The organism is Clostridium oceanicum (assembly GCF_039521385.1).
GTDB lineage: Bacteria > Bacillota > Clostridia > Clostridiales > Clostridiaceae > Clostridium_F > Clostridium_F oceanicum.
In genome coordinates this window covers 175,338-198,534 of the sequence record NZ_BAAACG010000009.1, presented here as the reverse complement: position 1 = coordinate 198,534, position 23,197 = coordinate 175,338, and the positions used below count along the sequence as shown (strand labels likewise).

The 23,197-nt window shown below is 23.2% G+C and carries 21 protein-coding genes; 17 read left to right on the top strand and 4 right to left on the bottom strand.

The genetic code is table 11. The features are described from left to right. Positions 1-109 precede the first annotated feature (109 nt). The 12 genes from ABDZ71_RS10430 to ABDZ71_RS10375 all read left to right on the top strand — a co-directional run bounded on the left by ABDZ71_RS10430 (position 110) and on the right by ABDZ71_RS10375 (position 13,503). A complete protein-coding gene (locus ABDZ71_RS10430) occupies positions 110-1,207 on the top strand; it encodes a GerAB/ArcD/ProY family transporter (RefSeq protein ID WP_343761434.1) in 1,098 nt (365 codons plus the stop codon). After that, positions 1,194-2,321: a Ger(x)C family spore germination protein gene (locus tag ABDZ71_RS10425; RefSeq protein WP_343761432.1), complete on the top strand. Its 1,128-nt coding sequence runs from the start codon at positions 1,194-1,196 to the stop codon at positions 2,319-2,321. The genes ABDZ71_RS10430 and ABDZ71_RS10425 overlap by 14 nt, the downstream gene beginning before the upstream one ends. 5 nt (positions 2,322-2,326) lie before the next feature. Further along, complete coding sequence (locus tag ABDZ71_RS10420; protein ID WP_343761430.1) at positions 2,327-3,757, top strand: spore germination protein; 1,431 nt, start codon at positions 2,327-2,329, stop codon at positions 3,755-3,757. Positions 3,758-3,859: 102 nt separating this feature from the next. Further along, positions 3,860-5,005: a Ger(x)C family spore germination protein gene (locus tag ABDZ71_RS10415; protein ID WP_343761428.1), complete on the top strand. Its 1,146-nt coding sequence runs from the start codon at positions 3,860-3,862 to the stop codon at positions 5,003-5,005. A gap of 106 nt (positions 5,006-5,111) precedes the next feature. Next, complete coding sequence (locus ABDZ71_RS10410) at positions 5,112-6,212, top strand: GerAB/ArcD/ProY family transporter (RefSeq protein ID WP_343761426.1); 1,101 nt, start codon at positions 5,112-5,114, stop codon at positions 6,210-6,212. 118 nt (positions 6,213-6,330) lie between these two features. After that, positions 6,331-8,598, top strand: coding sequence for a TaqI-like C-terminal specificity domain-containing protein (locus ABDZ71_RS10405; RefSeq protein WP_343761424.1), 2,268 nt, complete (start codon positions 6,331-6,333; stop codon positions 8,596-8,598). Positions 8,599-8,781: 183 nt separating this feature from the next. Then, positions 8,782-9,213: a hypothetical protein gene (locus ABDZ71_RS10400; protein WP_343761422.1), complete on the top strand. Its 432-nt coding sequence runs from the start codon at positions 8,782-8,784 to the stop codon at positions 9,211-9,213. A gap of 190 nt (positions 9,214-9,403) precedes the next feature. Beyond that, positions 9,404-10,063 carry a response regulator transcription factor gene (locus ABDZ71_RS10395; RefSeq protein ID WP_343761420.1) on the top strand — a complete coding sequence of 220 codons (660 nt, stop codon included), beginning with the start codon at positions 9,404-9,406 and terminating at the stop codon, positions 10,061-10,063. A 5-nt stretch (positions 10,064-10,068) separates the two neighbouring features. Continuing rightward, positions 10,069-11,496 (top strand): ATP-binding protein, encoded by a 1,428-nt coding sequence (locus ABDZ71_RS10390; RefSeq protein WP_343761418.1) that lies wholly within the window; start codon positions 10,069-10,071, stop codon positions 11,494-11,496. An 11-nt stretch (positions 11,497-11,507) separates the two neighbouring features. Continuing rightward, positions 11,508-12,263 carry a hypothetical protein gene (locus ABDZ71_RS10385; RefSeq protein WP_343761416.1) on the top strand — a complete coding sequence of 252 codons (756 nt, stop codon included), beginning with the start codon at positions 11,508-11,510 and terminating at the stop codon, positions 12,261-12,263. Positions 12,264-12,305: 42 nt separating this feature from the next. Next, complete coding sequence (gene rbsK, locus ABDZ71_RS10380) at positions 12,306-13,220, top strand: ribokinase (protein WP_343761414.1); 915 nt, start codon at positions 12,306-12,308, stop codon at positions 13,218-13,220. A gap of 31 nt (positions 13,221-13,251) precedes the next feature. Next, the gene (locus ABDZ71_RS10375) at positions 13,252-13,503 is read left to right on the top strand and encodes a LapA family protein (protein WP_343761412.1); all 252 of its coding nucleotides are present in this window, start codon (positions 13,252-13,254) and stop codon (positions 13,501-13,503) included. Positions 13,504-13,608: 105 nt separating this feature from the next. Here ABDZ71_RS10375 and ABDZ71_RS10370 read toward each other — a convergent pair whose 3' ends face one another. Further along, positions 13,609-14,487 (bottom strand): cation diffusion facilitator family transporter, encoded by an 879-nt coding sequence (locus ABDZ71_RS10370; protein WP_343761411.1) that lies wholly within the window; start codon positions 14,485-14,487, stop codon positions 13,609-13,611. A gap of 221 nt (positions 14,488-14,708) precedes the next feature. Here ABDZ71_RS10370 and ABDZ71_RS10365 point away from each other — a divergent pair, with 221 nt between their 5' ends. The 4 genes from ABDZ71_RS10365 to ABDZ71_RS10350 all read left to right on the top strand — a co-directional run bounded on the left by ABDZ71_RS10365 (position 14,709) and on the right by ABDZ71_RS10350 (position 18,480). After that, complete coding sequence (locus ABDZ71_RS10365; RefSeq protein ID WP_343761410.1) at positions 14,709-15,077, top strand: DUF4363 family protein; 369 nt, start codon at positions 14,709-14,711, stop codon at positions 15,075-15,077. A gap of 161 nt (positions 15,078-15,238) precedes the next feature. Then, positions 15,239-16,510 (top strand): sensor histidine kinase, encoded by a 1,272-nt coding sequence (locus ABDZ71_RS10360; protein WP_343761408.1) that lies wholly within the window; start codon positions 15,239-15,241, stop codon positions 16,508-16,510. Positions 16,511-16,939: 429 nt separating this feature from the next. Next, on the top strand, positions 16,940-17,569 hold the full coding sequence (locus ABDZ71_RS10355) for a hypothetical protein (RefSeq protein WP_343761407.1): 630 nt from the start codon (positions 16,940-16,942) through the stop codon (positions 17,567-17,569). A 164-nt stretch (positions 17,570-17,733) separates the two neighbouring features. Then, a complete protein-coding gene (locus ABDZ71_RS10350; RefSeq protein WP_343761405.1) occupies positions 17,734-18,480 on the top strand; it encodes a transglycosylase domain-containing protein in 747 nt (248 codons plus the stop codon). An 83-nt stretch (positions 18,481-18,563) separates the two neighbouring features. Here the strand turns inward: ABDZ71_RS10350 and ABDZ71_RS10345 are convergent, their stop codons facing one another. After that, positions 18,564-18,701, bottom strand: coding sequence for a hypothetical protein (locus tag ABDZ71_RS10345; RefSeq protein WP_343761404.1), 138 nt, complete (start codon positions 18,699-18,701; stop codon positions 18,564-18,566). A gap of 281 nt (positions 18,702-18,982) precedes the next feature. Here ABDZ71_RS10345 and ABDZ71_RS10340 point away from each other — a divergent pair, with 281 nt between their 5' ends. Then, the gene (locus tag ABDZ71_RS10340) at positions 18,983-20,785 is read left to right on the top strand and encodes a MutS-related protein (protein WP_343761402.1); all 1,803 of its coding nucleotides are present in this window, start codon (positions 18,983-18,985) and stop codon (positions 20,783-20,785) included. Positions 20,786-20,930: 145 nt separating this feature from the next. On the opposite strand, the gene ABDZ71_RS10335 is transcribed toward ABDZ71_RS10340, so the two are convergent. Continuing rightward, complete coding sequence (locus ABDZ71_RS10335; protein WP_343761401.1) at positions 20,931-22,091, bottom strand: aspartate aminotransferase family protein; 1,161 nt, start codon at positions 22,089-22,091, stop codon at positions 20,931-20,933. A 64-nt stretch (positions 22,092-22,155) separates the two neighbouring features. Then, positions 22,156-23,007, bottom strand: coding sequence for an acetylglutamate kinase (gene argB, locus ABDZ71_RS10330; RefSeq protein WP_343761400.1), 852 nt, complete (start codon positions 23,005-23,007; stop codon positions 22,156-22,158). Between the last annotated feature and the right edge of the window lie 190 nt (positions 23,008-23,197).

Genomic DNA, 23,197 nt, shown 5'->3' with positions numbered 1-23,197 from the left:
TTTGTTAAATCATAAAAGAAAAAATGTTTAAATATGTTTTTTATCATTATATTAATATTTTTTTAGAAATTTAGGGAATACTAGTTATAAATATAAGGAGGAAAGGTTTATGGGAAGAACCTATTCTAATTCTGAAATTTTATTTTTAATGATAGGAAGTACTATAGGGTATTCGCTAATTTCTATACCTAAAGTTGTAGCAGAATATTCAGGTACAGGAGGATGGTTTAGTTTACTTTTAGCAACAATAATTACTATGGGAATAAATTATATAAATATTCATTTAGCTTATTGTAATGAAAGTAAAACATTACCAGAATATAGCAAAAAATTATTAGGTAAAAAAATATATGTGATAATAATGATTATATATATAGTTCATTTTTTTTTAATAGCTACTTATGACTTAAGAATAACCAGTGAAATAATGAAAGCAAATGTACTTTTAAGAACTCCTTGTTGGGTTTTAACTTTAGTGTTTGCCATCACCGTTGGATATGCACTTATGAAAGGGTTTAAAACTATACTTTTAGTCTCACAAATTTATGGAATTATAATAATACTCACATTTATAATAACTCATATATTTATATCAACAGAAGGAAGTGTTTTAAATGTAGTACCAATATTTGATGCACATTCTGTTGGTAATTATATAAAAGGTATTTTTAGTAGCAGTATATTATTTTCTCTTTCAGGTTCAGAATGTATTTCATATATTGCATTAAATAAAAGAAAAAATAAAAAGATACATATTCAGGCTATATTTATAACAGCCCTTATTGGATTTATATATATTCTTGTTTTTGAATCATGTATTTCTGTTATGGGAGTACAAGATATAGTGTTTTATGAAGATTCTGTAATATCTACAATAAGAAGAGTAGAACTTCCATATTTACAATTTTTAAGAAGGCTAGATGGTGTTTTTATAGTAAATTGGTTAACAGGAGCTTTTACTACTGCTATGTTTTACCTTTATGGAGTAGTATATTTTTTTCAGAATATAACTAAAAATAAAATTACAAAAAATAAGATTATATTTGGGGTCGTAATAATAGCTTGGCTGACTTCAGGTTTTCCTAAAAAAAGTTATTTATTGCCTCAAGTAAATAAATACATATCTTATTTTTCAATAATAGCATATATTATAATTCCAGTTATATTACTATTTTTAACTAAGGTGAATAAAAATGAGAAAATTTAAAAAAATATTTAAAGTTATAATTGTTATTTTATTTAGTTCTACTTTAATTTCTTGTTGGGATTATAAAGATCTAGAAGAAAAAAATATAGTAGTATCTCTTGGGGTTGATAGAGTACGTGAAAATATTCAATATGTAGGTGAAATATCAAAACTTAGAAATATTGGAGCTGCAGGTAATCCCATATATATAAGCAAATCAGAAGGAAGAGATTTTAAGGAAGCTAGAATAAATTTTAATAATTCTAAGCCCTATAAAACTTTTTTAGGAGCCAGTAAAGCAATTGTATTTGGGCAAAATTATGCGGAAGAAGGAATTATCCCTTATGTTAATAGGATAAATAAAATATATGATTATAGAAAAACCATACTTACTGTAGTTAGCAGAGATCCTATAGATGAACTTTTTGATATTAAAACTAAATCAGATCTTTCTGTAGGAATTGAAATTGAGCATATGATTAGAACATTAGATAAACAAGGTCAAAGTCTATATAAATCCGTAGGAGATATACTAACAGATGTGGCTACAGGAGATATAGGATATTTGCTTCCTTATGTAGGAGTAGAAGAGGGCAAAGTTAGATATTTAGGTATGGCAGTTATGAAAGATTCAAAATTTCAAGGTGTAATTAATTGGAATGATTCTGACGGGGTATTATATTTATTAGCTGATAAACCTAGAATAATTGAAGATGTAGCTTTAAGTCCGAAACATAGTAATATAATATCTTTTCGTAATATTGTAAAAAAAAGAAAAATAAAAGTAGATTATGATAATGATAAATTAAAAATAAATGTATATGTAAAATTAAGCTCTCATCTTCAATATCAATATAATCTAAATATAATAGATAAACAAAAACTAAAAGAATGTGACAAAATACTAGAAAGACAAATAAAAGGGGTAATAGAAAGAGCTATAAAAACTAGTCAAAAATATAAGTGTGATTATTTAAATTTTTATAAGTATTTTAAAGGACAGCATCCAGAAAAAATAGGTAAAATTGATTGGAAAAATCAGTATCCCTATGCGGATGTAAATGTTGAAATTTCTACAGATATAGTGAATAAAAATTTAAAGGATACTGAATCTAAATTAAAAGTTAAGGATTGATAACTATGAGTTTTGGTAAATTTTTTTCAGATAAAAATATAAATAAGGTAAATGAAATAGAAAAAAGTAATAAAGATGTAGTTATAAGAAAATTTAATATAGATTGTAAAAAAGGATATTTACTATATATATCTTCTTTATCTGATAGAAATAAAATATCTGAATATATTATAAAACCTATACTAAATCATAATTATTCTGAAAAAACATTAAATATAGACTATTTGTGTGATTCAGTTATATATATAGATGATATTTCAGTAGACAGTGATGAAAATAAGATTATAAATTATTTAGTAGAAGGTAACTCTGTAGTAATAATGGAAAGCGAAGAAAAATATATAGTTGCAGATACTTATAAAGTAGAAAAAAGAAGTGTTCAAACTCCAGAACTTCAAAATGTGTTAAGAGGGCCTAGAGATTCATTTACAGAAAACTATGAAACTAATATTTCTTTGATAAGATATAGAATAAAAGATCCCAATCTTAATGTTGATAAAATGTCTGTAGGAGATTCAAGTAAAACTACAGTAGGAATAGTATATTTAAGTAATAAGGTAAATAAAAATTTAGTTAATTATACTAAAAATAAATTAAATAGTGTACAAATAGATGGGGTGTTAGAAGCTGCATATATACAAAAAATTTTAAATGATAAAAAAACTTTATTTCCTAAGATAGGAATTTCAGAAAGATCAGATACTATAGCTTCTGCAATATTAGGGGGCAAAATATGTATAGTGGTTGAAGGAAGTAATATAGTTTTAGTTTATCCAGAAAATTTCTTTGAAGCTATGGAAGCAGGAGAAGATCATTATGAAAATGTATATCTTTCTTCATTTTTAAAAACCCTAAGAATAGTTGTATTTGGAATGTCTATATTATTATCTCCCTTATATGTAGCTGTAGTAAGTTTCCATCCAGATATATTACCAGCTTCTTATATTTTAATTTTGGCTTCTTCTAGAATAAGTGTACCTTTTAATTCAGTTTTGGAAATAACAATGTTAGAAATTGTTGCAGAAATTTTAAAGGAATCAAGTTTAAGACTTCCAAAACAAATAGCTACAACTCTTGGTGTAGTTGGAGCTATTGTCATAGGTCAAGCGGTAGTAAGTGCAGGTCTTGTTAGCTACTTAGCAGTTATAATAGTTGCATTATCTACTATATCATCCTTTATATCTCCAGATCATACAATAATGAATCCTATAAGGGTTTTAAAATTTTTCATGATTTTTATAACTGGTTTTTTGGGGTTATTTGGTTTAACTATGGGAGTAACTTTAATAATAATAACTATGTGTTCTAATGAAAGTTTTGGAGAAAGTTTTATGGAACCTGTAGCACCTTTTGAATTAAGGAAAGTTAAAGATTATTTTTCAAATGATATAGATTATACAATTAAAAATAAAAGGGATAATAATAAAAATAGTTAAATAAAATATTTTTATTTTATAAATGATTAAAGAGATTTTTATATTTAATTCAGTAAAGATTATTTGTTTAATATTATAGTAATGTTATCTAAGGTGGTATATATGAAAAAGTATATTGTAAAAAAAGCAATTAAAATTAGTTGTATTATTTTATCATGTTTTTTGATGACTTCTTGTTGGGATTATAGAGATTTAGATGAGACTAATATTGTAGTATCTATAGGAATAAATAAGAGTGGAAATAATGTTCAGTTTAGTAATGAACTTGTGGATCTTAAGGATAGTAAAAGTGCAGAAGAAACAAGTGTAGTAGATACTTATGAAGTTGTTGCTAAAGGAACTGACTATAAACATGCAAGAAAAAATTTTGATTATTCTAATCCATACCCTACTTTTTTAGGTGCTACTAGAGTAGCTGTTTTTGGTAAAAATTTAGCTGAAGAAGGAATTATAGCTTATGTAAATAGAATAAATAAGATTTATAATTACAGAAAAACTCTTTTAACAGTAGTTAGTAGAGAGTCACCGGAAAAACTTTTAAATATGAAACCGGAAGGGGACATTGCTGTAGGTTTTTTAGTAGACAATATGGTAAAGACTTTAGATAAACAAGGATTAGCTTTGTATAAATCTGTAGGAGATATACTTACAGATGTAGCTATGGGAAAAGTAGGATATTTATTACCTTATATTGGAATAGAAGATAACGAGATTAAATATTTAGGAATTGCAGTTATGAAAGATTCAAAATTACAAGGAGTTATTGAGTCAAAAAGGTCTGAAGGAGTAATGTATTTACTGAGTAAAAAGCCTCAGATTACTGAAGAAATGTCTTTAGATAAAAAATTAAGCAATATAATATATTTTATAAATAGTATAAAAAAAAGAAAAATAGATGCAAAAATTTTGAATGGTAGATTATGTTTAACTGTAGATTTAGATATAAGTTCTAAACTTCAATACCAATATTATTTAAATAATATAAGTGAAAGTGAAATGAAAAAATTACAAAAAATGCTTTCTTATAAAGTTAAAACACAAGTTGAAGAAGCTATTAAGATAAGTCAAAAATATAAATGTGATTATTTGAACTTTTATAAAGCATTTAAAGGTAAACATCCAAAGCAATTAGGAACAATAGATTGGGAAAAACAATATCCTTATGCTGATGTAAAAGTTAATGCTTCCGTTAAAATATCAGATACAAATTTAAAGGATTTAGAGGGTAAAATGAAAATTAAAAATTAGAATTACTTAGTGTTTTTAAAATTATAAAATAATATTTAAAATACACCAAGTTAGAAGATTAGTTTTTTTATTTATTATATAGGGTGTAAATTAAGGAGAAGTTTATATGCATGAAAATTATTCTAATATAGAAATTTTATTTTTAATATTAACTATTACTGTAGGGTTTGGTGTCATTTCTCTTCCTAAAAGTATTGCAGAAGTTGCAGGTACAGGAGGTTGGTTTACTTTATTACTAACTACTATAATAGCTATGATTGTCAATTATATGGTTATATCTTTAGCATATTCTAATAGTGAAGAAACTTTATATGATTATAGTAAAAAACTATTAGGAAAAAAATTAACTTTAATTGTTGCATGTATATATGCTTTTGATTTTTTTTTATTACCTACATTTGTTTTAAGAAATACTAGTGAAATAATAAAACATAGTATACTACTTAAAACACCAACCTGGATTCTTACCTTAGTTTTTTTGATAGTTATAGGATATGCTTTAAATAGGGGTATTAAGACTATAAGTTTAGTTTGTCAGATATATGGAATAATTTTTATTTTATCAGGTGTAATATCTAGTATATTTATATTTACAAAGGGAGATATCTACAATATACTTCCTATATTTGATATTGATTCTATAGGAGCTTATACAAAAGGTATTTTTACTAAAAGTGCAATTTTTTCCTTTATGGGAATAGAATTTATTTCTTTTATTCCTTTAAGCAAGAAAAAAAATAAAAATATTAGTAAATATGCTTTTTGGATTACAGGATTTATAGGACTTTTATATATTTTAGTATTTGAATCATCTATTGCTATTATGGGAGTTCATGATATAGTTTTTTATAAAGATTCTGTAATAGCTACAATACGAAGAGTAGAGTTACCTTTTTTACAGTTTTTAGGAAGGTTAGATGGTATATTTACAATTAGTTGGTTATCTAGTATATTTTGTACTTCAGCATTATATTTTTATGGGTCAGTACATTTTATTGGTAAAATTTTTAAAGGTAGAATAAATAAAAAAGTTATTATCTTTATTGTTATGGTTATAGCTTTTATATCTTCTGAAATTCCTAGAACTGTAGATGCTGCAGAAAATATGATAGAATTTATAAGTTATTTTGGGTTATCAACATATATAATAATTCCTTTTATATTACTTATATTAAGTAATATAAAAAAGAATAAAAAAAATATTTAGTATTCTAAGAATACGTAATGTAAAAATATTCCTTGAATTTTATTTAAATGTATATTAAGGTTTTATTTGTAAATGAATTTTATCTTAAAAAAATAAAATATATGTTGGGGAATTTAATATGAATAAAATAGGAAATAAGCTATTCTTGACTAATATGAAAAAATATCATAAGAACTTAGCAAAAATATATTTACTTTTTTTAAATAATAATTATGATGAATTTGATATTTGTAATATAACTTTTTTAAAAAGAAAATCATCTTATTATGATAAAAACATTAGATCTATAGATGAATTCTGTGATAGGGCATCCTTTATAACTTTGAGCAAAATAATATTTATAAGACTTTTAGAGATTTATAAAAAAGACTGTAAGTTTAATAATTTTAGTTTTATTGATAAAGAAAAGTATATACAAAGTATTATTTTAAATAAAAAATTATCTAATCTATTTTTTGAAAATATTAAAATAAATGATTTATATATTAAACATATATTTGAACAAAATGATATATATGAAATTATTAATTTTAAATTTAATGAAAAGATAAAAGAGTATTCTCAAACTAGTTGTTTATTTAATAAAAAAATAGAATATAACTATAATTATATTATAAGAGATATTATAGAGGATATATATAAATTTGAGGGATTTAATGATTTGAAAATAATTGGAAATATGTATGAAAATATTATGAATAGAAAATTAAAAAAATCCTCAGGTAAATTTTATACTCCAAGTGAAATTATAGATACGGCTTTTAATAAAGATATATATAATGTAGATATAATTGCTAATCCCTATGTAACTATAGCGGATATATGTTGCGGGTCAGGTTATTTTTTAAGTAAGGCTTATGACATATTAAAAGATAAATTTATAGATAATATTGAAAAGTTAGGAAAAAAATATAAAAATAAACATTATGTAGTTAGAAAAAATGGAAAAAATATTAGAATTGGTGGAATGAAGTATTGGACAAGATCTAATATTCATAATCATATTATGAAAAATTGTTTATATGCTTCAGATATTGATGTATTTGCTCTTCAAATAACTTTTATAATTTTAATATTTAAAGATGTAAACTCTTTTGTAGATGAAGTTAATATAATTAAAAGCAACAGTCTTATAAAATGGGAAAATAATTATAATTTTAATGAGATAAATAGTATACTTAACTTTAAAGATGATGTTATAAAAAAAGTAGAATTGGAGAAAATTAATGATTTTTGGAAAAGAAAATTTGATATTATAATAGGAAATCCACCTTGGGTTTCATTAAATAGAAAACAAAAACAATTAATACCAAAACCTATGTTTCAGTATTATATTGATAATTATAATGTAAGTACTTATTCTCCTAATTTGTTTGAATTTTTTTTCAAAAGATCAATAGAAAAAGTTAAAGAAGGAGGAGTTATTTCTTTAGTTATACCAGCAAATTTTAAGAACAATATTCAGTATTCTAAATTTAGATATGATATATTGTCAAAATATTCACTGAAAAATCTAATCTTTGATATTAAGTTTCCATATATAATTATAGATGTAATGATAATTACTATAAAAAAAGTTAAAGATTTAAATAATATAATAAAAATTAAAGAAAAAGATGATAAAGAAATCTATGTAAAACAAAATATATATTTAAATAATAAAAATTATGAGTTTGATAAAAAAGAAGATTTTGTAAGCAATATAAAAGAAAAAATTATTAGTGATTCTAAAAAATTAGGTGATATAAGTACTACATTTACAGGTTTTATAGGGTTATCTAAAAAAATTCAAAAGAAAAAGAATCATATGAATGAAGTTCCAGTATATAGAGGTAGAAATATAAAAAAATATCTGTGTAGTTCAAATTATTACTATGAGTTTAAAAAAGATAATTTAAAAGGTGGAACTAAAGATTTAAGAAAGTTAAAAAGTAAATACAAAATTTTAGTTAGAAAAACAGGTGAGAATTTAGTAGCTGCATATGATGATACTGGATTTATAATAGAACAATCCTTGTATGGGATAGTAGATTTGAGAAAAGAATTTGAATATAAGTATATTTTAGCAGTATTGAACTCTAAATTAATTAATTGGTATTATAAAAATTATCTTATAACTAATAAAAACTCTACTCCTCAAATAAAAAAATATAATTTAAACAGAATTCCTATAAAAAATTGCAATATAGATACACAGTTAGAGATTGTGTCTTTAGTAGATGAATTGGTTTTTGATTTGAAAAGGATTAACCATAGAGAAAAGTATAAAAAAAATTTATTAAATAAATCTATTAAAAGTAAAATAAACTTATTAGATGATAAAATATTGGACATATATAATATAAAGGATACTACCATAAAAAATTATATAAAAGATTATAACTAGTAAAAAAGAATAGTTTATTATGTTGTATGAAAATAATATTTTACAGCTATTTTACATTCATATGTTATTATATTAAAAATGATAACATTAGCATTTTTAATATAAATAATAACAGCATTAACATATTTGATTTTATGTAATGTGATAAAATAATAGTAATAAAGTTTATAAAAGGAGGAAGAAATGATAGTAAAGTTTAGTTCTTTATATAAAAACTATTTAAAAGGAGAAAATAGAATAAAGATTATCTTCTTTTTAGCTTTTTTAATTATTTTTTTAAGCCAATACTATGGAAGAAAAATATTATGGATAATGATTATATCAGGAGCATTAGCAATTATACAGTTATACTTTATAATAAAACAAATGAGGTACATAGAAAAATTTGATTATATATTCTTGAGATTGGAAGATACTAAATTTAAAATAATAAATGATTCTATTATGATCAACAAAGTAAAGAAATGTAACATGGATGATAAAGTTATAGAAATTATTGACTTTAGTAACAAGAGGTACACTATAAGTTTAAAATGGATAGAAGAAAACAAAAGAGAATATGTTATAGACTATTTTGATAAAATAAGAAAAAATATAAAAAAGAAAACAAAATAATACTAACTTTAAGATATAAGTTTATATTTTATTAAATAAAATTTATTTCAATATAGTCACATATTAAAATTATATGATGGCTATTTTTTTGTGAAAAGATTTTATAGGTTGAAACTATAGTTATAAATCTATAATATTTTAATTGATATATGTAATATAGTTATTATATTTTACTAAGAGGAGGAAACTAATGAAGAATAGTATTTTAGTAGTTGAGGATGATTCATCTATATCAAAGCTAATAAAGATGAGTTTAAATATTGCAAATTATTTTGTGGAAACTGTAGAAGATGGTGAGAAAGCTATTGAAATTATTAAAAATGGAAACTTTGATTTAATACTTTTAGATGTAATGCTTCCTAATATGGATGGATTTACTATTATGAAAAAAATTAGAAATTTTAATATACCAGTAATATTTTTAACCGCTAAAAATTCAACTATAGATAAAGTTACCGGTTTAAAATTAGGCGCAGATGATTATATGGTTAAACCTTTTGAACCTATAGAACTTATTGCAAGGATAGAAACTGTACTTAGAAGATTTGAAAAGGTAGAAGATAAAGTTATTAATTTTAAACATTTAAACATTTATTTAGATAAAAGAATAGTTAAAAAAGATGGAAAAGAAATTGAGTTAACTCCAAAAGAGTTTGAACTATTAAAAGTTCTTATAGTTAATAAGAATATAGCCTTATCTAGAAATCAGATTCTAGATAAAGTTTGGGGAATGGATTACTTAGGAGAAACTCGAACAATAGATATGCATATAAAAACATTAAGGAAAAAGTTGGAACTTCATGATAATATAAAAACAGTTTATAAATTTGGGTATAGGTTGGAGGAATAATTTATATGAAATTTTGGCAGAAGATATATGTTTTTTCTTTAGCTATATTTATATTAATATTTAATTTGTCTGGAATAATCATAATAGAAAAAAACCATTCTCAAATGCTAAAAAAGGAAGTTAATAGATCTTTAGATGAAGATTTAGGAATTTATTTAGGGTTAAATGGTAGTAGATCTTTTCTCAAATCCTTTGAAAGCTTTATGGATATAACAGTACTTAACAATAAAGTCCTAGAAGATTTTGCTAAAAACTATTTGAAATCTTCTAGTAAAGATACTTATATAGAAATTTTAGATAGTAACAAGAAAAAAGTATTTAGCAATATAGATTTTAAACTTCCTAAAGATAGGATTGAAACAAAATCAAATAATCCTAGAGAAAGAAATTATATTATAAGGGATGTTAATGAAAAAACACTTTTATTTGTTACTAATTCCATGAATATATCAAATGAACATTATAAAATAAACTATATAAAAGATATATCTTATGTATATAATTTAAGGAAAGATCAATATATTTTCTTTGTAAAATTAGATTTAGTAGTATGTTTAATATTTGCTGTATTTATGATGTTTGTAAGTAAATATATAACTAAACCTATAAATGTTATAATAGATACTACAAAAAAAATAAGTAATGGTGACTTATCTAAAAGAGTAGAGATTAGTTCAAAAGATGAGATGGGAGTTTTAGCTCAAAACTTTAATAGTATGACAGATACTATAGAAAATACAGTAGAAGAATTAAAAAGTGTTAATAGTGAAAAACAAATATTTATAGATAACTTTTCACATGAAATAAAAACTCCATTAACTTCAATAATAGGATATTCAAGTTTACTTCGTACTACTAAGTATAATGAAAAAACTTTTTCAGAGTGTCTTGATATGGTTTATAAAGAAGGTAGACGATTAGAAAAGTTATCTTTTAATCTCATGAAATTAGTGAATTTAAGAAATGATGATTTTGATATGAAGAAAGAAAATTTAAAAAATATATTAAATTATGTAGTAGAGATAACTGAGCCTAAAATAGAGGCAAAGAATATTAATTTACATGTAAAATTTAAAGACGCATATGTTGTTGTAGAAAAACAATTAATTATAATGCTTATAACTAATTTTTTAGATAACGCTATAAAAGCTTGTGAAGAAAATGGTAATATATATTTAAGAATAACTACTAATGAAGATAATATTATTTTAGAGATTAAAGATGATGGAATAGGAATTCCCAAAGAGCATTTACATAAAGTTAAAGAACCATTTTATATGGTTGATAAATCTAGAAGCAGAAAAGATAATGGAGCTGGGCTAGGTCTTTCTATATGCCATAAAATTATGGAAGTACATAAAGCAAAGTTTGATATACAAAGCAAAGTGAATAAAGGTACTACTATAAAAGTATTTTTTAATCATAATCTTTAAGGAGATAATTTATGAATAAAAAAAATTTTTTGTATTTAATAAATATATTATTAATTTTTATGTTGACAGGATGTGCTGGATCTTTTAATGGTATAAAAAAAGGTGTTTTAATGAAGGACGATATTAAAAGTAATTTGAATAATAGTGAAAATTTTAAAGAAACAAAAATAATGTCAGAAGGCCAAGTTAAAAATATATTTATAGAAGGTTTAAAAAAATATTATGGATTAGATTATAAAAAATATATAGATAAAGGTAAATTTCGTGTCAATTATATTAACAAACAAGATATAATAGAAAGTTTTCCTAAGTTTGGAATAACTAATTATTTGAAATTTTTATTAGATGAAGAAGCAAATATACCTAAAAAAGGGTGGTATAAAGTTGAATTTTATGTTCGAGATAAACTCATTTCTAGTGGTGGTAGCATAAATGCTGAAAATGGAGATGTTCTTTCATTGACTAATTTCCCCTACTATCCTAGTGATACAATCTCAAGGTCTAAAGGAATTAATGAAAGTCAAGCTAAAAATATTTCAGAAAAATTTATTAAAGATACTAAATTAGCTAATATTGATGAATTAGAATTTTATTTTTCCAGGAATAGAGGAAATGAATTTTTACTGTTTTATAAGGATAAAAAAAGTGAAAATGCGAATTTGTACATAAATGTAGACACTATAAACAAAAAAGTTATTGAATTTTATAAAGATACTGAGGCATATATTAGAAGTATTTATTTAAAGGAATATTTGAATATAGAATAAATTTTTATATTATACTTGAATAAATAGAAAGAAGGCTTTTTAATGAATAACATTGTGGTTTTAGGAAGTATGAATATGGATATGGTTTTAGATGTAGAACAGTACCCTAAAGAAGGAGAAACTATTTTAGCAAGGTCTATGGAAAAGATACCTGGAGGGAAAGGTGCAAATCAAGCTGTAGCTGCTTCTAGATTAGGGAGTAATGTTTTTATGATAGCTAAAATAGGGATGGATGAAAATGGTGAGATTTTATTAGCTAATTTAAAGAAAGATAATATTAATATAGAAAATGTTTATATAGATAAAGTAAATCCTACAGGGAATGCTATTATTACAATAAATAAATCAGGGAATAATTCTATAATAGTAGTTTCAGGATCTAATATGAAAATTACATCAAAAGATTTAGATAAAGCTAAAAAAGTAATAGATAGTGATAAAGATATAATGGTTTCCCAATTTGAAACACCTATAGACATTACTGTAAAAGCTTTTAAATTAGCAAAAGAAAAGAATATTATTACAATATTGAATCCAGCTCCAGCTCATAAAGTTCCAAAAGAGCTTCTTGAAAATGTTGATATAATTGTGCCAAATGAAACAGAATTTTTAAAGATCACAGGAGTTGAAATTAATAATACTCAAGATGCTAGAGTAGGCTGTGAAAATTTATTCAATAAAGGAGTAAAATATGTAATAGTAACTTTAGGGGAAAAAGGATCTATGATTTTATCAAAACAAAAAGAAGAGTTAATACCAGCTAAAAAGGTTAAAGCTATTGATACTACAGCAGCGGGAGATTCTTTTATAGGAGCTTTAGCAAGTAAAATAGATGCTAAAAATTTAAATTTTGATAATTTAAAATCAGCAGTAGAATTTTCAAGTGAGGTATCTTCTATAGTGGTAACTAAAAAAGGAGCTCAATTTTCTATACCTTATTTAAAAGATATAAAATAGAATTATTCTTCTTGTATTAGGAGATGATATTATGAAAATAAAATTTATTTTATCTTTAATAATAATACTTTTCGTAGGTATTTTTGCTATACAAAACTCACAAATTATAGCCATAAAGTTTTTGTTTTTACAGATTAATATATCCTTAGCATTAATAATATTAATATCTTTTGTAATAGGAGGATTAATTGGTATATTTATATCCTATACAAGAGATGGACGTTCATATAAAGAAGATAAAAAAGGTTTATACAACAAGGAAAAAATAAAGGATAAAAATTAAAGCATTTAAAAAGTACAATAACCAAGTAATATTTTAAACTAATATTGCTTGGTTATTATTTTTTTAAAATTTTTTTATATGATTTAAACTAGAAGAGAGGAGTTTTTAATCATAGTAGTAGGGGTTAACATGAACCATGCAGTGTATTATATCTACGTCACATAATTCTATTTCATTATGAACCTTTTCAGCTATAAAATGAGCTTTTTCAGTAGATAAATCTTTATCTACAGATATTTCTATATCAACATATAATTTACTACCATGCATTCTAGTTTTTAAATCATCTAATCTTTTAACACCTGGTATAGATAAAGTTTTTTTTTCAATCAAATCTAAAGTTTCTGAATCAGCACAGTGATCTATCAATTGTTTTATAGAACTCTTGTATATTTTTATAGAAATATTAAATATAAATATACATAAAAACAAAGATGCTATAGGGTCTAGGATTGGATATTTTAATCTTGAACCTATTATGCCTATAAGTGTTGTTATAGAAGATAAAGCGTCAGATTTATGATGAAAAGCATCTGCTTTTAAAGAAGTACTGTTGATTATTTTTGCATTCTTCATTGTATAAAGATACATCCATTCCTTTAATACTACAGATAAGAGGGCAATATAAGCAGTTATTTTACTAGGAATCATATAGTTTTTAGTGATTATAGTGGTTATAGATGATTTGCATATAAAAATACCTGTTAAAAATAAAATAGCAGATAATAGTTTAGCAGTAATAGGTTCTAATTTTTCATGACCATAAGGATGCTCTTTATCAGCAGGTTTTGTAGATAACTTAATTCCTATTATTACTATGATTGTACTAAATACATCGGACATGGAATGGATTCCATCAGCTATTATGGCGGTACTTTTACCTATTAAGCCAGCTGTTATTTTAGATAAACATAAAAATATATTTAAAAGTATAGAAACTACTGATACACGAGTAGCTATTTTAACCTTTTCTTTATCATTCATTTAGAATATACACCTCTATTAAAAATTACATGATTTTAAAATAGATTTAAACTGTTTAAAATATTTTAATACTAAAATATGATGTATATAATTTGTTGTGAATAAAAAATAACAATTAGAACAAAATTATAGTTAATGATTAGTTACAAAAAATGCTAGATTTAAATAGAATTCAAAATAAAAAAAATTTGTTTTAGCTTTATAAGGGTAGGAGGAATTTTATGAAAAAATTTTCTAGAATAATTTCTATAGGATTTATATCAGTAGGTATTATTATAATTATGGTTGGAGCTTCTATAAAAAAAACCAATGATTATTACTATCAAAATCAAGTAAGTAAAAGTATAATGACAGCTACTAAGGATATAGAAAATGAAAATTGGGATAACGCTTTAAAAGAAATAAATTATTTAGAAAAAGTATATGATGAAGTCTCTAAGGGTAACACCCTTAATCAAGATAATAATGAGGTAAAAGAAATAACTAGTAGCTTAAAGAACTTAAAAAAAGCAGCTAATATTGGAGATAAAGGCATAAGTTTAGGAGAGATAGCAGAGATAAATAATAAATGGAATAATATTAATAAATAATATAAAAAAAAACATTTTTTAATAAAAATATATTAAATACCAATAAATAATATGTAAGTTTTAACTTAAATAGAGGAGAAATTTAATATACGTAGAAAATAATAAGTATAAAAACATACTGTATAATTTATTTTTACACGCAAAGGAGGATTAACTTCACAATGAAAAGGCCTCGATATAATAACTTACATATGGCAGAAGAACGTAAAGCTAATGATTATGAAGATAATGAGAAAAAGGATAATTTATATGAGTTGTTTTGTAATAATAAAAACATATTAGATATACTATCAGATGCAATAATTATATATGAAGATGATAAATTGAAGTTTATAAATAAAAAAGGTTTAGATATACTAGGTGTGGAAAAAATTTTAGATATAGAAAAAAATTATATTACAGATATAATAAGTATGGATAATAAAAAATTACATGTTTTATACGAAAGAATAAATTTGTTAAAAAAAGGGAAAAACTTAGATTCTAATATTTATAAAATAATTAATGAGTATAATGAGTTGTTTTATTTTGAAGTTAAAGGTATTTATATTAAGAAGAAAAAAAAGAATGTATTAATTGTAGTAGCTAAAGATATTACAGAAAGTAAAGAGCTTAAAGAGAAAGTTTCTAAATTAAATGAAAAAATTAGTTGCAATGTTGAGAAAACAGATATTTTATCGGATATAACCCATGAACTTAGGACTCCAATAAATATAATACTATCTACAATACAATTAATAGATAGCTATAATAATAATCAAAATTATAATATTAGTAATTTTAAAAAATATACTAACATTATATCTCAGAACTGTTATAGGTTAGTTAGACTTACCAATAATATAATAGATAGTAGTCGTATAGATAAGGGGTTCCTTAATATAAATATAGAAAATTATGATATAGTAAAAATAGTAGAAGATATAACTTTATCTATAGTTCCATATACTGAATCTAAAAATATAGAACTTATATTTGATACCAATATAGAAGAAAAAATTATGGCTTTTGATGCAGAGAAAATAGAAAGAGTTATGTTAAATCTATTATCAAATGCAGTTAAATTTACGCCTAGTAATGGGAAAATATATGTTAATATTTATAATAGAAACAATAATTTGGATATTTCTGTAAAGGATACAGGTATAGGAATATCAGAAGATAAAAAAAATGAAATATTTAAAAAATTTAAGCAAGGTAAATTGTGTAATAATGGTGATTATAATGAAGGAAGCGGTATAGGATTATCCCTTGTAAAATCTATTGTAGAAGCCCATGAAGGAAGTGTACAAGTATTTAGTAAAGAAAATGAAGGTAGCGAATTTGTAGTTACATTACCAATAAAAACTTTGGAAAAATCCTATTCTAGTTTATATCAAAAGAGAAATATTAATCATATAGTAAACATAGAATTTTCAGATTTAAAAGTATAAAGTATATTTAAATAAATAGAAAAATATTATAACAATTGGTATCAGTTATAGAGAATTTTTATAATTGTTTCAAAATTAAGAAAATACTATTATAATATTAAATGTGGTTAGTTTATTATATTAATTATTAAATGAAGTTATAAGAGTGCAATCCAATAAACTAGCACCCTTCTTTGATTTATTATACACATATACTTAAAAGTTATCTAGATATTTATTAGATAACAAAGGCTGCTTGCAAACTTAGTTTGTAGCAGTTTTTTGTATATAAAAGATTATTAATTTAAAATAAGTTAGAAAAGTATATAAATTTAAAATTCTGCAATAATTATAAGTGATATAATAATTAATAAGTATTTAATAAAAAATAATTTAGTAGTATATAAAATATAATTTATGTAATTATATAGGGTAATAAGGAGAACTAAGATGAACGTAAAAGAAATAGAAATTATGAACAATGAAAAAGAAAGAGTTCTTACATATGGAGCAGAATTTATAATAGATAGAACTTTAAATAAGTTTACAGATAAAATTAAAATTTTTCATAAGCGATATCTTAAGGGCGTAGATATATATTTATTAGAATTTACAAAAAAAATAAAAGGAGAAATACATGAAAATAAATTTGAATTTTCAAAAATACATCTGAAAGATTATATAAGTTTAATGAAAAATATTTTTTATAGAGGGTTTAATAAAAATAATATATATAAATTTTCTATTAAAGAATCTCAAAAAATAGAATTTAAAATTTTAAATGAAGATGTTGTGAAAATTGTTACTTACAATTATAAAGATAAGAGAAATTTTTTTGTTTTTACAAAAAGAGAATTTTTCCAATATATAAAACAAATAGATCTAATATACAAAGGAGAAATTTTAAAAAATAATACTAATAATTGTTTTAAAATAGATATATATAAGAATATGTTAAGTAAAAAGGAAAAAGACAGTATATACTTAGAAGCATTATATATATTAGCAAATAATGCTTTAGATTTAGGTGATAAGGAGTATTTTAAAAATATATCTAATCAAATAAGGAAATTTTATTAATATAATTAATAAAAACATATATCTTATGTACTAAATAAAATTGGTATATAGGATATATGTTTTTTTATATTACATAAATGTAAGTTTAAAAGGGAAAAAGTAAGATAAATTTAATGGCTTATAAAGATAAAAAAATGTAGAATATACATAAGGGGAGGGAACTTATGAAAAAGATATTATTTTTACTGCTTTTAATAATAAGTATATATGTAGCAGGAATTTATTATATAGAAAATTTTGATAGTAACAATAACTATAAGTTAGATCATACTTTAATTAGTCAAATATCTAGAAAACACCCTAATTATGTAGATTCAGATAATATACCACAGTCAGTAAAAGATGCTGTAGTGTCTATGGAAGATAAAAGATTTTATATGCATTTTGGATTTGATCCTATATCTATAGGAAGATCAATTTATGTAGATATAAAAAATAAAAAGATAGTGCAAGGTGGAAGCACTATAAGTCAACAATTAGCAAGAAACTTATTTCTAAATAATAAAAAAAGTTTTAAGAGAAAAATAGAAGAGATATTTTTGGCTATAAAATTAGAACTTAATTATAGCAAAAAAGAAATTTTAGAAATGTATTTAAATATAGTCTATTTTGGAAATGAAGCCTATGGAGTAAATTCAGCTAGTAAGATTTATTTTGGAAAGAATGTTTCAAATATATCTAGAAAAGAAAGTGCTATGCTTGCAGGAATAATACAGTCTCCTAATAATTATAATCCTAAGAAAAATTATACTAAAGCTATGGAACGTGAGAAAATAGTTCTTAATGTTATGAATAAAACAGATATAATTGGTAAAAAACATAGTTTTAAACAGTATATAAGAGAAGGGTATATAAGCTGTAAAAATTTTTTGTATGATAAATTCAACTATCTTGTAGACCAAATTAACTGATAATGTAAAGACTTAGTAATAATTAATTGTACAAGTTTGTATAATAAAAAAAGTTAACAGCTTAAATCTGTTAACTTTTTTTTCTATTCTTCTATATTAATGTCAATATTTGAATCATCAGAAGATTTTTTTGTACTTATAGAAGCTAAAACAATAGCTCCTACTGTTAAAGTGGAAAATAATACTTTAAATAATGTTTTCTTTTTACTTTTTTTGCCCATATGCCCACCCCGTTCTAAGATTTTTTTTATTATAATAAAAAATATATAGTCTATTAAGTAAATTATACAAAAAAATAGTAGAATTTTAAAGAGTTAAATAAATTAAATTTTTCAAATAATAGATATATGATTAAATTTTCAAGTTAAAGATAAGAAATTTATGAATAGTCATTTAGAAAGATTAGGCAAATTTAAAACTAAAAAGTAGTGTTTTTTATGTAATATAATGGTATCATAAATATATATAAATAATAGCTGGAATTTCAAGAAAGGAAGAAGATATGTTATTTAAAGAAAAATATATTAATAGAATAAAAAAGTTAGAAGATGAAAAAGCAAATTGTAAAAAACAGTATAATATTATTTCTATACTAAGGTTGTTATCTATTTTGTGGGTAATGTATTTTGTATATTATTTTATACAAGAGAGTCCTACAAAGTTTGCTGTAGTAACATCTATATTAGCTATAATACTTTTTATGTATCTGCTTAATTTACATAATTCTATTAAAACCAAGTTGAGAAAATATGATTGTATGATTGATATAAATAAAAAGTATATAAAAAGATTAGAAGGGGATTGGATAGAATTTAAAGATAATGGTAAAGAAGAATTAAGTTTAGATCATCCTTATGGAAATGATTTGGATATATTTGGAGAAAAATCCTTATTTCAATTTATAAATACTACTAACACTTTTTATGGAAGAAAAAAATTAGTAAATTCTTTGAAACATCCTGAAAAAGATATAAACAAAATTACAAAACGTCAAAAGGCTATTAAAGAACTAGGAAGTAATATTGAGATTTGTAATAGATTAGAATGTGAAGGTATGGCATCTAATAAAAGAGCAGGAGAAGCATCTGATTTAACAAAAGAAGCTAAAGATATATCTTCCTTATTTAAAGGCAATATTATGAAAATAATATCTTACATACTTCCTATATGCCTTATTTTATCTACTATAGTTATAATTTCATTAAATTTGATTAGATACATGTATATCCCTTTAATGATATTTACTTTAAATTTAATTTTAACTTTTATATCTTATTCAAAAATAACTCCTGTTTTAGATTCAGCTTATAGTATAAAAAAAGATATTGAAGTTTATTCTAGTATACTTAGTGTTATTGAAGAAAATGATTTTGAAAGTGAATATTTAAAAGAGTTAAAAGAAAAATTAACTTTAAAAGGTACACCATCCCATGTGATAATTAAAAAACTAAATAAAATAGTAGACAAAATAAATTTAAAATATAGTATGTTGTATTTGGTAATAAATATATTATTTTTATGGCAATATCATTGTTTATTTTCAATTGAAAACTGGAAAAAACGCTATGGTAAGTTTAGTTTAGATTGTTTTGATACAGTAGGTGAATTTGAAAGTCTTTCAAGTTTAGCTGTTCTTTTGCATTTAAATCCTGATTGGCAATTTCCTTCATTAGAAAAAGAAGGTGTAAAAGTTACTGCTAGAAAATTAGGACACCCTTTAATAGATGGAAGAAAAAGAATAAGAAATAATGTAGATATGACAAATAGTATATTTATAGTTACTGGTTCTAATATGTCAGGTAAAACTACTTTTCTTAGAACTATAGGTATAAATTTAGTTCTTGCATATGCAGGGGCACCAGTGTGTGCTAATAGTATGAGTTGTTCAATTATGGATATACTTACTTCTATGAGAATAAGTGATGACTTAAATGAAGGGTTATCTACTTTTTATGCAGAACTTAAAAGGATAAAAATTATAATTGATAATTTAAATAATAAACGTCCTATGATTTTTCTAATTGATGAAATATTTAAAGGTACTAATTCAAAAGATAGAATAATAGGTGCAGAAAATGTAGTGAGAAATTTAGATAAAAAATTTGCAATTGGAGCTATCTCTACTCATGATTTTGAATTGTGTGATCTAGAATCAAATGATAAAAACAGAATAAAGAATTACCATTTTTCAGAGAGTTATAAAAATGATGAAATATATTTTGATTATAAACTTAAAAAAGGACGTTCAGATACTACTAATGCTAAATATTTAATGAAAATGGTTGGAATAAAAATAGTTGAATAATAACTAATGAATATAATTAAAAAAAGACTGTAGAGAAAAGATTTTCTCTACAGTTTTTTTAAAATAATTTAAAGTTTATAATTATTATTTTTATATATTATTTTAATGGAATTTTATAGTACTTTATATTATTATAGATTATATTTTAAATTTCTTCTAATACTTCTTTTAAAATGTTTATAGCATGATCAATTTCTTTATAAGAGACATTAAGTGGAGGAAGAAGTCTAATTACATTTTCTCCTGCACCTACAAGTAAAAGTTTTTTATTAAAGCATTTTTTTATTATGGTTTTAGGATCTTTAAATTTAATACCAATAAGAAGTCCTTTTCCAGATATGTCTAATAAACAAGGATATTTATCTTTAAGAGCTTTAAATTTCGATTTTAAATACTTTTCTTTGAAAGGAATTTCTTTTATTATATCTTTATCTAAGAGTTCTTTTATTATAGCTAGGGATACAGCGCAGGCTAATGGATTTCCACCAAAAGTACTGCCATGATCACCAGGGCTTATACATTTTCCTACTTTTTCATTTGTAAGAGTAGCTCCAATAGGAAAACCCCCTCCAAGACCTTTAGCCATACAAACAATATCAGGAACAATGTCAAATTGCTTATAGGCGAAAAAACTTCCTAATCTACCAGCACCACATTGAACTTCATCAAAAATTAAAAGGGCATTGTACTTAGTACATAGAGTTTTTAATTCTTTTAAAAATTTATTAGAGCAAGATATAATTCCACCTTCTCCTTGGATTGGTTCTATAATAACAGCACAGGTGTTAGAATTTATAATATTTTTTATGCTGTTTATATTGTTAATTTCAGCTTGGTGCATTCCTCCAACTAAAGGAGTAAAGTTATTTTGATATTTAGGTTGACCAGTAACACTTAATGCTCCCATACTTCTTCCGTGAAAAGAATTATTCATATAGATTATTTCCTTTTTAGATTCATGGATGGTTGTTCCATATTTACGTGCTATTTTTAAAGCAGTTTCTATAGATTCAGTGCCACTATTACAGAAAAAAACTTTTTTCATATCTCCTATAGAACATAATTTCTTAGCTAAATCATTTTGAGGTTTATTATAATATAAATTGGAAATATGAATTAGATCTTCACTTTGTTTTTTTAATGCATCTAATATTATAGGATGACAATGTCCTAGGCAATTAACTGCTACGCCAGATACAAAATCTAAATATTCATTTCCTTTTTCATCCCAAAGTTTTGTTCCTTTCCCTTTTTTAAAAGTAATGTCTAGTCTATTATATGTTTTAAGCAAGTTATCATTATGCATATACCAGTATCCCTCCATATATTTTCATTTTTAATATTTAACTTTTATAAATAAAGTCTACTAATTAATTCTTTAGTATTGTAGTGTAGGATTTATTTTCAAGTATATTTTTCAGTAAAGAGTGTTCTTCTGTTCCATTTATTAAAGAAACATTTTTAGTGCCATATTTTAATGATTTTATACAACACTTTATTTTAGGAATCATTCCTCCAGAAATTATATTTTTTTCAATATAAGTATTAATTTCATCTACAGTTATAGATTTTATAATAGATTTTTTGTCTTTAATATCTAGATAAATTCCATCTACATCAGTTGCAAATATTAGCTTGTCTGCTTTTAAAGATGAACTTATAGCAGAAGCTGCATAATCAGCATTTATATTATAATGTTGACCTTTTGCATCACACCCAATAGGGGATATAACGGGAACATATTCTAAATTAACTAGTTCTTTTAAAATATCCGTATTTATTTTTTCTACTTCTCCTACAAAGCCTAAGTTGATTTTTTGATTTGAATTAAAAGTATATTTTTTCTTTGCTTTTATTAAATTACAGTCAGTACCACTGATACCAATAGCTTTTACATTTAGATTGCAAAGAGAAGAAGTCAAATTTTTGTTTATCTTACCAGATAGAACCATTTCAGCTACTTCTATAGTTTTTTCATCAGTAAATCTAAGTCCGTTTATAAATTTAGTTTTTATATTTAGATTATTTAAAGAACTTGAGATGAGAGGTCCTCCACCGTGAACCAATATTAAATTAATGCCCTTGTTTTTTAAATAAGCTATATCTTGTAGAAAAGATTCTTTGTTTTTTTTATTTTTTAGAAGGCTACCACCGAATTTTACAACTAATAGTTTGTTTTTAAATTTTTTTAAAGAGTTTTTACTTAAGTATTCTATACTCATTTTTAATATCTCCTTTGTAGGCTTAGTTTTTAATTAACATTTGTCAGTGTTTAATTGTTTAATTTCCTTAAGATTTAGAGTGAACAACAGAGTCTCTTATAAGATTAGGTGAAAACCAAAATATAGGAGTTCCATTATTGTAAGTTTTGGGTGTGAAAGTTAGAGGAATTTTAAATTATTAAACAATCAA

Coding starts and splice junctions, on each gene's coding strand:
- ABDZ71_RS10425 (WP_343761432.1), top strand. CDS start 1,194: ATGAGAAAATTTAAAAAAATATTTAAAGTTATAATTGTTATTTTATTT.
- ABDZ71_RS10415 (WP_343761428.1), top strand. CDS start 3,860: ATGAAAAAGTATATTGTAAAAAAAGCAATTAAAATTAGTTGTATTATT.
- ABDZ71_RS10385 (WP_343761416.1), top strand. CDS start 11,508: ATGAATAAAAAAAATTTTTTGTATTTAATAAATATATTATTAATTTTT.
- ABDZ71_RS10345 (WP_343761404.1), bottom strand. CDS start 18,701: ATGGGCAAAAAAAGTAAAAAGAAAACATTATTTAAAGTATTATTTTCC.
- ABDZ71_RS10350 (WP_343761405.1), top strand. CDS start 17,734: ATGAAAAAGATATTATTTTTACTGCTTTTAATAATAAGTATATATGTA.
- ABDZ71_RS10420 (WP_343761430.1), top strand. CDS start 2,327: ATGAGTTTTGGTAAATTTTTTTCAGATAAAAATATAAATAAGGTAAAT.
- ABDZ71_RS10365 (WP_343761410.1), top strand. CDS start 14,709: ATGAAAAAATTTTCTAGAATAATTTCTATAGGATTTATATCAGTAGGT.
- ABDZ71_RS10340 (WP_343761402.1), top strand. CDS start 18,983: ATGTTATTTAAAGAAAAATATATTAATAGAATAAAAAAGTTAGAAGAT.
- ABDZ71_RS10430 (WP_343761434.1), top strand. CDS start 110: ATGGGAAGAACCTATTCTAATTCTGAAATTTTATTTTTAATGATAGGA.
- ABDZ71_RS10410 (WP_343761426.1), top strand. CDS start 5,112: ATGCATGAAAATTATTCTAATATAGAAATTTTATTTTTAATATTAACT.
- ABDZ71_RS10405 (WP_343761424.1), top strand. CDS start 6,331: ATGAATAAAATAGGAAATAAGCTATTCTTGACTAATATGAAAAAATAT.
- ABDZ71_RS10390 (WP_343761418.1), top strand. CDS start 10,069: ATGAAATTTTGGCAGAAGATATATGTTTTTTCTTTAGCTATATTTATA.
- ABDZ71_RS10360 (WP_343761408.1), top strand. CDS start 15,239: ATGAAAAGGCCTCGATATAATAACTTACATATGGCAGAAGAACGTAAA.
- ABDZ71_RS10355 (WP_343761407.1), top strand. CDS start 16,940: ATGAACGTAAAAGAAATAGAAATTATGAACAATGAAAAAGAAAGAGTT.
- ABDZ71_RS10335 (WP_343761401.1), bottom strand. CDS start 22,091: ATGCATAATGATAACTTGCTTAAAACATATAATAGACTAGACATTACT.
- argB (WP_343761400.1), bottom strand. CDS start 23,007: ATGAGTATAGAATACTTAAGTAAAAACTCTTTAAAAAAATTTAAAAAC.
- rbsK (WP_343761414.1), top strand. CDS start 12,306: ATGAATAACATTGTGGTTTTAGGAAGTATGAATATGGATATGGTTTTA.
- ABDZ71_RS10375 (WP_343761412.1), top strand. CDS start 13,252: ATGAAAATAAAATTTATTTTATCTTTAATAATAATACTTTTCGTAGGT.
- ABDZ71_RS10400 (WP_343761422.1), top strand. CDS start 8,782: ATGATAGTAAAGTTTAGTTCTTTATATAAAAACTATTTAAAAGGAGAA.
- ABDZ71_RS10395 (WP_343761420.1), top strand. CDS start 9,404: ATGAAGAATAGTATTTTAGTAGTTGAGGATGATTCATCTATATCAAAG.
- ABDZ71_RS10370 (WP_343761411.1), bottom strand. CDS start 14,487: ATGAATGATAAAGAAAAGGTTAAAATAGCTACTCGTGTATCAGTAGTT.